This is a genomic window from Arthrobacter sp. zg-Y895 (assembly GCF_020731025.1).
GTDB lineage: Bacteria > Actinomycetota > Actinomycetes > Actinomycetales > Micrococcaceae > Arthrobacter_B.
In genome coordinates, this window is sequence record NZ_JAJFZY010000012.1 from 72,600 (window position 1) to 85,956 (window position 13,357).

Sequence of the window (13,357 nt, forward strand, 5' to 3'; positions counted from 1 at the left end):
GTGGTGCGGGGAAAACCGGAAGCGGCCCGGTACCGCTGTTTTCGGGTGTGGCAACGGAGCCAAGTAGGCTGGAAGGCATGACACTGCGCGTTACCCCCTGCTCCGATGCCGCCGCCTGGAACGAAACCGTGAACCGCTTCCGCGGACACCCGCAGCAGTTGTGGGGCTGGGGGAAGACCAAGGCAGAGCACGGATGGAACGTAGACCGCGTCCTGGTGAGCGACGACGCCGGTACGGTCCTCGGGTGCGCACAGGTCCTGCTGCGTGCGCTTCCCTTCCCCTTCCGGGCCCTTGCCTACATTCCCCGCGGTCCGCAGGGTGAGCCCGGACGGGAACTTGAAGTCCTTGACGCCGTTGCGGATTACGTCAAGAGCACCCATTCCGCCGTGGCCTTGTCCATCGAACCCGATTGGGATGCGGACGGGAAGCTGGTGGCAGGGTTGCCCGGGCTTGGCTTCCGCAGCAGCGACAACACCATCCTCATCGGCCGGACACTGATCCTGGACCTGCAGCGCAGCCTGGAGGACCTGTCGGGGGACATGAGCAAGAAACACCGGCAGTACATCCGCAAGTCCGGACGCGAGGACCTGACCTACCGGCGCGTGACGCGCGGGGAAATTGCCAAATGCCTCGCGGTGTACAAGCTGACCGCCCAGCGGGCGAACTTCGGCATCCACGAGGATTCCTACTACCTGGATATCTTCGACAACCTCGGCGAGGATTCACCGGTCTACGCCGCCTTCAAGGGCGAGGACGTCGTCGCGTTCCTGTGGCTTTCCACCAGCGACTACACCTCGTTCGAGCTCTACGGCGGAATGACGGAGGAAGGCGAACGGCTGCGGGCGAACTACGCCCTTAAATGGCATGCCATCTCCGATATGAAGGAGCGGGGGATCACCCGGTACGACTTCAACGGCCTGCTCAATGACGGGGTCTCGAAGTTCAAGATGGGCTGGGCGAAACACGAGGATCAGCTGGCCGGCACCTGGGACAAGCCCCTCTCGCCGCTCTACCCGGTCTTCTCCACCGCGCTGCCGCTGGCCAAGACCGGAATGCGCAAGGCCCGCGGGGCAGCGGCCGCGCTGAAGGCCCGGCTGGGCCGCTAGCCGGCTAGGGCTAGGCCTCGATATCCAGCCGGGGGGAATCTGCTTCCCCGGCCGGAACCGACCCGACCGTCACGGCAAAGGCCAGGGCGCCGTCGTCGTGCTGGGCGGAGTCCGCAGCGAGCCGGGCCACCACGGGTGCCTCGAACGCTGGAAGGAAGGCACTGTCTCCGGGCTCGAGGGTGAGGCTGCCCGAGGTGGATGTCAGGGCAATAGTGCCCCGCACCGCGATGACCACCGCCGGTCCGTGCTGCAGTACCGGCGCTTCGGCCGGGAGCGAGTCTCCGTTGGCGCCGGAAGGTCCCTGAGCCAGTTCCAGGCGCTGGAGTGCAAACTCCTCGAACGGCGGGCGGAATACCTGCTGGCCTTCCCGCGTGTCCTCGGCCGCCACGTACGGGACGCCCAAGGGGCGGAAATCGACGGTCCGAAGCAGCTCCGGTACGTCGATGTGCTTCGGGGTCAGCCCGCCCCGCAGGACATTGTCCGACGCCGCCATAACCTCCACCCCCAACCCGCTGAGGTAGGCGTGGACGTTGCCGGCCGGCAGGTAGACCGCTTCGCCGGGCTGCAGTGAAGCACGGTTGAGCAGCAGGGAGATCAGGACACCGGGATCGCCCGGGTAGTAGCCGTTCAGCTCGATCAGTGTGGACAATTCGCGGGCATATTCGCCTCTGTCGGTGAGCTTCGCGACGGCAGCCGCGGCAAGTTCAACGGCCTCACGCACGGCTTCGCCGTCATTAATGAGGGTGCGGAAGACGGACTGCAGGCGCACCGGCGCGGGATGGCCGGAGGACAACTCGGCCGCGATCCATTCCAGCAGGTCGGGCACCTCCCGGCCGGCTGCGGTGACCGCAGCATTAACGGCCCGGAACAGGTCCGCAGAATCCTCCGGCTCGCGGAAGCCGCACAACGCCTCGAAGGGCGTGAGTGCGAAAATCATCTCGGGCTTGGAGTTGCCGTCCCTGTAGTTGCGCTCCCGGGCATCCCGGTCCACGCCGGCTTCCTCTTCCGCAGCGTAGCCGGCCCGGGCCTGCTCTGACGTGGGGTGGACCTGCAGCGACAGGGGAGCCCCGGCCGCCAGGATTTTTGCCAGGAACGGCAACTCGGGACCGAAACGCCCGGCGGTGTCGGCGCCGAGCATCAGCTCCGGGTCGGCCGCAATCAGCTCGTCGAGCGTTTCGCTGCCGTCCACCGGCGGAACCAGCGCCGAGGGTGCCCCGGGGTGCGCACCGATCCACAATTCAGCCTCGGGTCCGCCGGAAGGTTCCCGGCCGAACAGTTCGGCGATCGCGGTGGTTGATCCCCAGGCATAGGGTCGAAGGGTGTTCCGGAGTAGGTACACGGGCCTCTTTCGGGTGCTTGAGAATCGGGTCGGGTTGGGAAGGCGGAACTAGCCCACGCTGCACTCGCCGTTGTTGTTCAGGAGCGATCCGAGGGTGGCGTCATCGCCGATTTCCGCGAGGTACTGAAGATACTCCACCGTTATTTCGGTTTCCTCCTGCGGCACCTCGGTGATGGGAGTTCCGTCGGCTGCTTCGCCGTCCGCGCCGGTGCCTGACTCCGGCGCCGGTGCGGCTTCCTCGGGTGCTGCTTCTTCCGGTGCTGCCGGGGCAGCTTCTTCCGCCGGAGCGGGGGCCGGAACCGGCTCGGCCGGTGCGGCTTCCAAACCGGCCAGGAAGTCCTGCACCCGGGCGTGGATCAGGTTGAAGTCCGGATAGGTCACAAAGTTGTCCGCCGCCGTGCCGAAGTCCGGCGGGCCGATGGTCATCCGCTCCATGGGCTGGCCCTTGGCCTTCAACGCCAGGTCCACGAAACTGCCCAGCTGGTCCTGGGGGAGGTCCGTTTTCACGATCTCTTCACCGGCCGTGGCAATGGCCTGGAAGCGGGTCAGGAGCGTAGCCGGGTCCATCTGGGCCACCATGGCCTGCTGGACGCATTGCTGCCGGGCGATCCGGTGGTAGTCAGTCACGAATTCGCGCGAGCGGGCGTACCAAAGGGCATGGTAGCCGTCCAGGGTCTGGGTGCCCGGCGGAATCCAGCCGTCCGGGGGATAGTGCCGGTTGGTGCCGGGAATTTCCCCGGCAGTAATCGGCACCCAGCCGCCGGAATTGACGGTGACGCCGCCCATGGCGTCGACCAGCTGTTCGAAACCGCCCATATCCACGATGACGTAGGCCTGCACCTCAAGCCCCAGGCTGCCGCTGACGGCGTCCATCATGGCTTCGGCGCCGGGATCAGCTGCCTCGGGGTAGAGATCCGCGTAATTCTCCGTCACCGTCTGGTAAAGGCTGTTGATGATGCACTCGTCGCCGCAGTTGTAGCCGTCGGGGTATATGTCGTACAGCGGGGAATCCGTGGGGAACTGGGCGTTCTGGAAGTTGCGGGGAATGCTGAAAGTCACGGGCTGGCCCGTTTTCGCATCCACGCTGATCATCGAGATGCTGTCGGGACGCAGTCCGGTGCGGTCCTCGCCGGCGTCTCCGCCCATCAGCAGGAAATTGTACCTGCCGTCTACCGGATCAAGGGACGGGCCCGAGGAAAAGATGGAGCCGAAAGTCTGCCGGCTGACGTTCATCAGGTAGGCGCCGTAGGCGAGGCTGCCGCTGGTTCCCACCATCAGCAGCACCAGGCAGGCGGCGACTAGCGGCCGCACCCGGCGCTGCAGCAGGGGAGGGCGGATGATGCGCAGGGTGTTCAGGAACAACAGTCCCCAGGCCACGGCCAGGGCGGCCAGGACGATCATGATTCCGAACGAGGCCCAGCCGTTGGCCAGGATGTTGATCAGCAGTGCTCGGTTGGTGACGGCCAGGACGATGGCCGCAATAGCCACCGCCCAGACTGCGAAGGTGACTTTCAGGGCACGCCGGCCGAGGCGCCGGTCCCCGGCTACCACCTGCGCAGACCCGGGAAGCACCAGGGTCAGCAGCAGGAGGATGAAGGCACGCTTGGTGCGCACCGCGGGGGCCGCGGTCTGGGGATACCGCACGGGATCGGTGAAGGAGCCGCCCGTGGGCTCGGAACGTTGCTGGTTCATTGCTGCTAGTCCGTTCCGAGCAGGGATGTGCGCAGTGCTGCGCCTTTGGCCATGGCGGACTGGCGCAGCCCGCCGGCAAACTCGATGAGCTGTTGCTGGAGGCTGGCAGCGAGTGGGTCGGTACCTGCTGCGAGTATCCGGACAGCCAGCAGTCCGGCGTTCCGGGCACCCCCGATCGAGACCGTGGCTACCGGCACCCCGGCGGGCATCTGGACGATTGAGAGCAGGGAGTCCATGCCGTCCAGGTATTTCAGCGGCACGGGAACTCCAATGACCGGAAGCGGGGTAACCGCGGCCAGCATGCCCGGAAGGTGGGCGGCCCCGCCTGCTCCGGCAATGATGACGCGCAGCCCGCGGCGGTGGGCGTCCTGCCCGTATTCCAGCATGTCGGCCGGCATCCGGTGGGCCGAAACGACGTCGGCTTCATAGGGGATGCCGAATTCGGCAAGGGCCGCAGCGGCTGCGTCCATGACCGGCCAATCGGAGTCCGAACCCATGACGAGGCCTACCAGCGGCGTGGCAGCGCTGTGGGACATGCTTCAGTTCTCCTTCAGGGGGTCGCGGCCGTCACGGATGATGGCTGCTGCCCGGCCGGCACTGCGGCGGAGGGCGGGGAGGTCGTCAGCGGAACCGACGGCATTAACGTGGCCGATCTTACGTCCCGGCCGGACGGATTTGCCGTAGGTATGGACCTTGACGGCGGGTTCGGCACCCAGCGCCAGGGGATATGCAGCAAACAGGTCGCTGTTGTCGCCGCCAAGGAAGTTCTTCATCACGGCTGTCCCGCCCCGCAGGGAGGTGGCGCCCAGCGGGAGATCGAGGACTGCGCGCAGGTGCTGCTCGAACTGGCCGGTGACGGAGCCGTCCATGGTCCAGTGCCCGGAGTTGTGCGGGCGCATCGCCAGTTCGTTGATCAGGAAGCCGGGGCCGCGGCCGGGGGTTTCAAAGAGCTCGACAGCCATGACTCCGGTGACACCCAGTTCCTCCGCCAGGCGCAGGGCTGCGGATGCGGCAGCGTCCGCGACGGCCGGATCCAGCTGCGGTGCCGGGGCAATGACCTCGTCGCAGACGCCGTGGACCTGGATGGATTCGACAACCGGCCAGGCACTGCTTTCACCGCTGGGAGTGCGGGCCACGAGGGCGGACAATTCCCGGTGGAACGGCACTTTTTCCTCGGCCAGCAGGGGTTCGGAGCCGAACCAATCGGCGCAGTCCGCGGCAGCGGCGGCGTCGTCGACTATGCGTACGCCCTTGCCGTCGTAGCCGCCCCGCGGTGTCTTCAGGACCACGGGCCAGCCGGCGGAGTTGCCGAACGAGACCAGGTCCCCGGGTGTGGAAACCGCGGCCCAGCGCGGATTGGGCAGTCCCAGGCGTTCCACGGCGGCACGCATGACCAGTTTGTCCTGGGCATGGATCAGTGCGGCGGGACCGGGCTGGACATTGATGCCCTTCTCCATGAGGGCCCGCAGATGTTCACCGGGCACATGCTCGTGGTCAAACGTGACAACGTCCACCTGGGCGGCAAAATCCGCTAAATCCTGCAGGTTCCGGTAATCACCCACTGTGGCATTGGCCACTGCCGCCACGGCAGATACCTCGGGGCCCTCGGCGAGCACACGCAGCTCAAATCCGAGGGCTGTGGCCGCCGGGGCCATCATCCGGGCGAGCTGGCCGCCGCCTATCACGCCGATAATTGGGAAATCCACGGCTTAAGCGTACCGAAAAGGGCTGTTATTCCCGCCTCGCGGCACCGTTGTCTCCCTGGACACTAAGCAGACTCCCATAAAGGCGCGGTAATATCGGCTGTTGACCGCCGCGCGTCCGCGCGTCGGGAACTGGCAGCCGCCGATTCTTCCATGAGTCTTTGGGGGTGCTGCCGTCGATCGGCCTCGGAGGGTCATGAATACATCGCTGTCAGATCGGCTTCGGGGCCTGGTTTCCCTTTTTTGGCGTGAGGTTGCCAAATTCGGCACGGTAGGTGCCGTGGCCTTCGTGGTGGACAACGGCCTTACCCTCTACCTGATGCACGGACCGATGTCCGGCAGTGAGGTCAAGGCTCGTTTCGTGGGCGCCGTCGTCGCCACCATGGTCTCCTGGGTTGCCAACCGCTACTGGACCTTCCGCCGCCGCCGCAGCGTGGACAACGTGGGCCGTGAACTGGGACTGTTCATTCTGATCAACGGCGTGGGCATTGTCATTTCCACCGGTTTCACCTGGGTTGCCCGCTATCCGATGGGTATCGAAGACAAGAACATGCTGTTCCTGGCCGGCGTGCTGGGCATCGCCGTCGCCACCATCCTTCGGTTCTTTGCGTACCGGTTCTGGGTCTTCAACGTTGAACTGGACCAGGAACCCGGCTTCGAGAAGGACTATGAACTGATCGACGAGTCCATAGTCCCGCCCAGCAAGGTCAACCGGTACGGCGCCGTTAAGCCTCCAAGCGCTTCGTAACCTTCTCAGAGGCCAATACCCGTTCGTCCGGTTCCACGCCGGCCGCAGTAAGCACGACGGCGCCGCCCGAGGCCCAGGTTCCCACCGCCGCCTCCAGTACGAGCGGCAGGTCCGGAGCTGAAGCGAGCAGTACTTCGGCGGAACCATCCGATGCTCCGCCGAGCAGGGTCCCGAGCGATCCGTAGGACACTGTTCCGTTCAATTCGCGGGCAGCAGTCGGGCTTCCGACCTCAAGGGCCGGTTGTCCGTCGTCGGGCCGGGCGCCCTCCATGTACGTGTCGGCGTAGGAGCGCACCTCCGCCGCGTAATCGACGACGCCGGCCGGCAGCTCCGACGGGAACGCCAGGTCCAGTGCCCCCAGCGCGACGGCCACGATGATCCCCTCGGCGCCGCCGTCCGCAGCGTCGGTGACCGTTATGTCCACGTGTCCTCCTTCGGCCGGGGAACCTAGAACCACGGTGCAGCCGGTCTGCCAGGCAGCAAGGGCCCAGACCAAGGTCTTCCAGTGGATGGGAAGGTCCAGGCGGACGAGCCGGCCGGGCTCGGCGTCCAGTTCATCCACCAGGAAGTTCGAGGTCTTGGCCACCCAGTTGTCCAGCACCTTCCCTGAGAGCTCGATCCGTTCCCCTGCGGGGCCGTACCAGATCAGGGCAGGGGAAGTAGCCTGGCGCGTGCGCAGGCCTGACAGAAGGGTGCTTGCTGCGGACATGGTCATGGAGAGGGCCTCTTTCGTTGGTTCCTGCGTAGGCGGCACGGCGTGCATCGGCTTACTGCGAATGGCGACGCTGAATAATCGCGGATGATGCGATTCCCGCTTCCCGGGACGGGTAAAGTGCGACGCGCCCGGCTTAAGTGCGAAATCCCGGGCGTGGCGTTCCCGGCATCCGCTGATTGAACTCTATAGGATGCCTGAACAGCTTGACGGAGCCGTATTACACACGTGTAATTAGGTATCGGATTTGTTCCAGCCACATGGGAGGACCCGCAGGGCCCAGGCCCCGCCGGCTCGACCACACAGCCGCCGCTGGAGCAGTAACACCGGGAGGACTCCATGGGGCAAGCAGAAGAAACGCAGGACAACACGGTCATTGCCGGGCAGGCTTCGGCCAGCTACGGCTCAAGGGGCGTGCCCGTCGACTGGTACGTGGATCCTGCAGACCCGGCTGCTGCCGAGCGCTACCGCAGGGAAACCGCCGGCACCCTCGAGGACCAGGCCACTGCCTTCCTTGCTGCGCATGAGGCGCTGGCGGATGCTCCTGCCGACGAGGAGCTTGTCCTCGACCCGCCCGTTTCGTTGTTCCAGGCTCCGCCGGAGTCCGAAAGCCGGCCCGTCTGGATCGGACTGCCCGGGTTGGGCCAGGACTACGCCGACGAAGGCGAGTTGGGCTGGCAGGCGGATGCCCTCTGCGCACAGACCGATCCCGAGGCTTTCTTTCCGGAAAAGGGCGGCTCAACGAGGGACGCCAAAAAGGTCTGCGCCGCCTGCAACGTGCGTTCGCAATGCCTCGAATATGCACTGGCCAATGACGAGAGGTTCGGAATCTGGGGCGGCCTGTCCGAGCGCGAACGCCGTCGGCTTCGGAAGCAGGCAGTCTAATTCATTCGCAAGTCCATGTCTGCGCCGTTGTTATAGCCCATAACGGCGCCTCTTATCTGCCCGATACACTCTCCGCGCTGACGGCCCAGACCCGGCCTGCGGACTTCTGCATTGGCGTGGACGCCGGTTCCACGGATGCCAGCGCCTCGTTGCTGCAGCTGGGACTCCCGGTCGGCAGCCCGGTCATCGCAGTTCCGGCGCGGAGCGGCTTCGGAGCAGCTGTGACGGCGGGCCTGGCCGAACTCCCGGACAACCTGCGCGTCACCGGCAGCGGTTCCGCTTCCGGCAGCGGCACCGAGGACGGCGCCGGAAGCGTGCAGGAATGGATCTGGCTGCTGCATGACGACTCGGCTCCGGATCCAGGGGCACTGCAGGAACTGCTCCTCGCCGTTGAGCGCGCTCCTTCCGTAACCATTGCCGGTGCGAAGCAGGTGGAATGGGATAACGACCGACGCCTGGTGGACGTGGGAGTCAGCATCAACCGGTGGGCCGAAAGGCTCACGCTCATCGACGCCGATGAACTGGACCAGGGGCAGTACGACTCCCGCAGCGACATCTTTGCCGTGAACTCCGCCGGCATGCTGATCCGCCGCGACGCCTGGGACCTGTTGGGGGGATTCGACCCCGCGTTGCCCGGAAGCGGAGACGACATTGACCTCTGCTGGCGGAACCGGCTGGCCGGAAACCGGGTGGTGGTGGTGCCTTCCGCACGGATGCGCCACGCGGGCAACCGTCCCAACCCCGCGGCCTCCGCATCCGCTGCCCGACGGGCGGAGATCTTCCTCCGGCTCAAGCACGCACCGTTGTGGCAGGTGCCGTTCCTTGCAGTAGGTGCGGTCCTGGGCGGCATTGGCCGCTTCTTCCTCGGAATGGTGGCCAAGGACCCCGCGTATGCGGTGTCCTCGCTGCTCACCAGCGCCGCGGCGGTCCTGCGACCGGTCGATCTCTACCGCTCCCGACGGCAGGCAGCGGTTACCCGGCGGCGCCCGCGTAACGCGGTCAATGCACTGCGCAGCGGCAGCAGGGAGGTCCGGGAGCACCGGCGGACAATGTACCGGGCCGCTTCGCCGGAAACTCCCGAAACAGGCAGCGCCGAATACGTCCCCAGCGGGGACACCAATAACGACTTTGCTGCCTTGGAAGGTCCCGGGCGCGCCTGGGTAGGGCTTGGCGCCGTCGCTGCTGTGCTGTTGCTGGCAGGGTTCTCCCTGGCCGGGCTGCACCGGTTGTTCGGTGCCTCGGCCGTGGCCGGCGGGGCGCTGGTGCCCCTGGGACAGGGTGTGGGCGAAGTCTGGGCCGCCGCTACCGGTTGGTGGGCACAGCTGGGGTCCGGAGCCCCGGCCCATGGCGACCCCTTCAACTATGTCCTCACACTGCTGGCGATCGCCGGATTCGGCAACGGCAATGCCGCCCTGCTGATCCTGCTGTTCCTTGCGCTCCCGCTGGCAGGGCTGAGCGCCTGGTTCGCCGCCGGAGCCTTTACCAGCCATCGCGGGCTGCGCTTCTGGGCAGCCCTGTTCTGGGCAGCGGTTCCCGCGTTCCAAGTGGCTCTGGGCAGCGGCCGGCTCGGTGCCCTGATTGTCCATCTCCTGCTTCCCCTTACGGTGCTGGCGGTTGCCCGCGCCGTTGGCTCGGGTACAGCATCCGGGACCGCAGCACCCGGGACCGCAGGACCCGCCGGGACGGCAGGACCCGCGGGGGCCGCGTCCTGGACCGCAGCCGCTACCGCCGGCCTTCTGCTGGCCGCCGTCACTGCTGCCGCGCCGTTGGTGTTCGTGCTGGCTGCCGCCGCGGTGCTCCTCCTGACGCTGGGACTGCGGCGCCGTGCAAGGACCCTGTGGTGGTCCCTGCTGCCCGGCGCTGTCCTCCTGCTCCCGCAGGTCCTCTCGGCGGCGCCCAGCCTCCGCGCTGTCGTGGCGGATCCCGGCATGCCGCTGGCCTTCATCCGGTCCGAGGCCTGGCAGCAACTGCTCGGTTATCCGCTGGCCTTCGACATCAACGGCACCCTGGCGGGGCTGCTTCCGGTCGGACCCTGGAACCTGGCCCTGGCCCTGTTGGTCGGTGCTCCGGTTGTGTTCCTGGCTGCCCTTGCCCTTTTCCGCACCCGGTCCGCGCCGCTGGCGAGACTGAGCTGGCTGCTGGTCGTGACGGCCCTGGCGCTCAACGCCGCAGCGTCCTACCTGGGAACCGCTGCCGCGCCGGATGCCGTGGTGACGGCATTCACGGGCCCGCTCGTCTCCGCCTGCACGCTGTTGCTTCTCTGCCCGGCGCTGGTCTTTGCCGGCGACCTCCTGTCCGGTGCTCGGCGCCGCACGGTTGCGCGCAGCAACCGCGTCCTGGCCGTGGTGCTTGGAACGGTGCTCGCGGCCGGTCCCGCCGCCAGCCTCGGCTTCTGGGTCATCCCGCAGTTCACCGGCAGCGGTTTCCCCGGAACCCAGTCCCCGGACGGGGCCGCCGCAGCTATCCTGCCGGGCACCAATCTGGAGGTCCAGGGTGCAGAAGACCGCAGACTGCCCGCCACGGCAGCCGATGCCGGCAACGACACTACACAGTCACGCAGCCTCGTCCTTCATGTCGACGCGGAGGGCAATGTCTCGGCAGCGCTCATGCGCGGCGGCGGGACAACCCTGGAGCAGCTTTCCACCATTTACGCCGCCCGCGGAGTCAAGGGCGGTGCCGGCAGGGAAACGCTGGCGGACGACGATCCGGCGACTGCTGACCTGCGCCGAGCGGTGGCCGCGATTACCGCGGGCAGCGGAGTTGACCCGCGGGCAGACCTCGCCCGTCTCGGCGTCGCCTTCGTGGTACTGCAGGAATCCGATACGGCCGCCGAGCTGCTGGCCGGGCGGATGGACTCCGTACCCGGCTTGTCCGCAGTGGGACAAACCGACTCCGGGTGGCTGTGGCGGGTGAGCGAACCGCTCAGCGCAGCGGGTACGGAAACGCAGTCCGGCCTTGGTGCCAGGGCGCGCATCCTCAATGCGGACGGCAGCACCGCGGCGGCCGTGCCGTCCCAGGCCGAAGACATCAGCACCTCCATCCCCGCCGGCGCGGAAGGCCGCCTGCTGGTCCTCGCCGAACGCGCCGACGCCGGATGGCAGGCCAGCCTGAACGGCAGCCCGCTGACCGCGACGGATCATCAGTGGGCGCAGGCCTTCGAACTGCCTGCCGAGGGTGGAGAGCTCCGCGTGGACTATGCCAGCGCAGCCTCGCCGTGGCTTGAGGCGCTGCAGATCCTGGTGATCGGACTGACCGTGCTCCTGGCGCTTCCCACGCCCACCGGCCAGACTGTCCGCCTTCCCGGCAAACGGGAATTGCCCGAGGCGCCAACGGCGGCAAACGAGCCGCAGCCTACGGCCGGACCGGTACCCGGTTCGGCACAGACAGCTGCAAAAGAGGAATCGCCCGTGCCCTTCGGCGCAGGCCCGCACCGGGTTGACCGGACCCCGGAAGGAAGCCAGCAATGAGCAGGGACAAGTCCGGCAGCAAGCCGGGGGAGCAAGAACTCCCTTCTACGGAGGAAGAGGCTGAGCTGCGCCCGGAGGCACCGGAAACGCCTTCATCAACTTCGCCGGCGCCCGCCGGCTCCAAACCTGGCGGAGCCACTGCCCGCAGGGCCGGTTCCGGCGGCGCCAGGACCGCCGGACGCTGGACAACAGGGATCCTGCTCCTGACTGCTGCCGGTGCCCTGGCGGCGGGGGCATCGCTAGTTGGAACCGGTTCCGCAGGCGGGGCCGTAGACGTTCCCTATGCCGAAGTTCCCGCCGGGCCCCTGACCGGCGTGTGCCCGCAGCCGCCGCGGCTGCTCGCCGGCAACACGGCCGGTACGGACGCCGAGTTCAGCGCGGAGTCCACCTCTGCCAAGTCCGTAGTGAGCGCGGTTCTCCTGGCTGATGCGGGCAACCCGCTGCCGGCCGCCGAACTGTCGGCAGTCTCGGACGGTTCGGTCCTCAAGGGCATCGGCGGCGGCACGGACGCACCGCTCGCCGGAGAGCGTACCGCCGGCGTCGTACGCGAGACGCCGGTCTCCGCGGCGGCGCTTTTGAGCGCCGAGCCTGCCGGTGCCCAGCAGGTCACGGCCGGCGCCACCATGACCTATACCGCTGCAGACGGCGATCTGGCCGGACTCACGGCGGCCACCTGCCAGGCCCCGGCCAATGACCTTTGGCTGGTGGGAGCACGGACGAACGTCGGCGCCACAGCGGTGCTGCAGTTAACCAACCCGTCCCTGACCCCCGCCGATGTCGATTTGGAACTTTACGGCACTGCCGGTCCGGTGGAAGGGCCGGGCACCCGGGGCATCGCGGTGGCCCCGGGCGAAACAAAGTCAGTGGTCCTTGCCGGACTCGCCGCCAACCAGGACTCCCTGGCCGTGCGGGTGCGGAGCTCGGGCGGACCGGTTTCAGCGGTGATTTCGCAGAACCTGCTGCGGGGCCTGACCCCCGGCGGTGTGGAGCTGATCCAGCCCACGGCGGCTCCCGGCCCGGCACAGGTGGTCAGCGGCGTGCGCATCCAGAACCCGGAGGCTACCCGCAACCTGGCGAAGGAAGAGGGCTACGCGTCGGTGACGCCGTCACTGCAGATAGCGGTTCCGGGCGGCAGCGACGCCGTCGTGAATGTCCGCGTCTTCGGCAGCAACGGCGAAGCCGTCCTGGAGGGCGGCGGAAGCTACAACGCTGCGGCAGGCACGGTGACGCGCCTTCCGCTGGATACGCTGCCCGAAGGCACCTACACGCTGGATATTACGTCCGACGTCGCCGTGGCCGCGTCAGCCGTCTTCAGCCGCGGTTCCGATGCCGAGAAGGGGACCGATATTGCCGTTGCTCCTGCCGGCGAACGCCTTGGCAGCGAGCACCTGGCGGTACTGGCCTCAGGAGACTCCGCGCTCTCGTTCACGGCGCCGGAAGGGGCGTCCGAAGTGCGCCTCGCTGCTGTCACCGCCGACGGCGCCCTGCTGGCCGAGAAGACGGTGCAGCTCAAAGCGGCCTCCACTACCGTGGTCAACCCGGGCGATCTGGGTGGACCCGCCGCCGCGGTCTTGGTCAGTGCCACCGGAGCACCGGTTTACGGGGCACAGATAGTGACCGGGGGAGACACCGGGATCAGCGTAGTGCCCCTGCCCCGGGGCACCGTAGGCGGCAGCCGCGTACAGGTGGGTGTGGGGTACTAGAC

Annotated in this window: 10 protein-coding genes; 5 read left to right on the forward strand and 5 right to left on the reverse strand. The window is 67.4% G+C overall.

Annotated elements, in window-relative coordinates:
• Positions 1–77: 77 nt before the first annotated feature.
• Complete coding sequence (locus LJ760_RS15730) at positions 78–1,106, forward strand: lipid II:glycine glycyltransferase FemX (RefSeq protein WP_227924265.1); 1,029 nt, start codon at positions 78–80, stop codon at positions 1,104–1,106.
• A 10-nt stretch (positions 1,107–1,116) separates the two neighbouring features.
• On the opposite strand, the gene manA is transcribed toward LJ760_RS15730, so the two are convergent.
• From manA to LJ760_RS15750, 4 genes are read right to left on the reverse strand one after another with little or no spacing between them, the layout of a single operon-like run.
• Complete coding sequence (gene manA, locus LJ760_RS15735; protein WP_227924266.1) at positions 1,117–2,445, reverse strand: mannose-6-phosphate isomerase, class I; 1,329 nt, start codon at positions 2,443–2,445, stop codon at positions 1,117–1,119.
• A 48-nt stretch (positions 2,446–2,493) separates the two neighbouring features.
• Positions 2,494–4,137 carry an LCP family protein gene (locus LJ760_RS15740; RefSeq protein ID WP_227924267.1) on the reverse strand — a complete coding sequence of 548 codons (1,644 nt, stop codon included), beginning with the start codon at positions 4,135–4,137 and terminating at the stop codon, positions 2,494–2,496.
• A 5-nt stretch (positions 4,138–4,142) separates the two neighbouring features.
• Complete coding sequence (purE, locus tag LJ760_RS15745; RefSeq protein WP_227924268.1) at positions 4,143–4,673, reverse strand: 5-(carboxyamino)imidazole ribonucleotide mutase; 531 nt, start codon at positions 4,671–4,673, stop codon at positions 4,143–4,145.
• 3 nt (positions 4,674–4,676) lie between these two features.
• Positions 4,677–5,843 (reverse strand): 5-(carboxyamino)imidazole ribonucleotide synthase, encoded by a 1,167-nt coding sequence (locus tag LJ760_RS15750; protein ID WP_227924269.1) that lies wholly within the window; start codon positions 5,841–5,843, stop codon positions 4,677–4,679.
• 193 nt (positions 5,844–6,036) lie between these two features.
• Between LJ760_RS15750 and LJ760_RS15755 the strand changes: the two genes are divergently transcribed.
• Complete coding sequence (locus tag LJ760_RS15755) at positions 6,037–6,588, forward strand: GtrA family protein (RefSeq protein ID WP_227924270.1); 552 nt, start codon at positions 6,037–6,039, stop codon at positions 6,586–6,588.
• On the opposite strand, the gene LJ760_RS15760 is transcribed toward LJ760_RS15755, so the two are convergent.
• Positions 6,566–7,303, reverse strand: coding sequence for a TIGR03089 family protein (locus LJ760_RS15760; RefSeq protein WP_227924271.1), 738 nt, complete (start codon positions 7,301–7,303; stop codon positions 6,566–6,568). The genes LJ760_RS15755 and LJ760_RS15760 overlap by 23 nt on opposite strands.
• Positions 7,304–7,639: 336 nt before the next feature.
• Here LJ760_RS15760 and LJ760_RS17325 point away from each other — a divergent pair, with 336 nt between their 5' ends.
• The 3 genes from LJ760_RS17325 to LJ760_RS15775 are packed head-to-tail and all read left to right on the forward strand — an operon-like array spanning position 7,640 to position 13,355.
• Positions 7,640–8,185, forward strand: coding sequence for a WhiB family transcriptional regulator (locus LJ760_RS17325; RefSeq protein ID WP_231709589.1), 546 nt, complete (start codon positions 7,640–7,642; stop codon positions 8,183–8,185).
• A 32-nt stretch (positions 8,186–8,217) separates the two neighbouring features.
• The gene (locus tag LJ760_RS15770) at positions 8,218–11,652 is read left to right on the forward strand and encodes a glycosyltransferase (protein ID WP_227924378.1); all 3,435 of its coding nucleotides are present in this window, start codon (positions 8,218–8,220) and stop codon (positions 11,650–11,652) included.
• The gene (locus LJ760_RS15775; RefSeq protein ID WP_227924272.1) at positions 11,649–13,355 is read left to right on the forward strand and encodes a DUF5719 family protein; all 1,707 of its coding nucleotides are present in this window, start codon (positions 11,649–11,651) and stop codon (positions 13,353–13,355) included. The genes LJ760_RS15770 and LJ760_RS15775 overlap by 4 nt, the downstream gene beginning before the upstream one ends.
• Positions 13,356–13,357 lie beyond the last annotated feature (2 nt).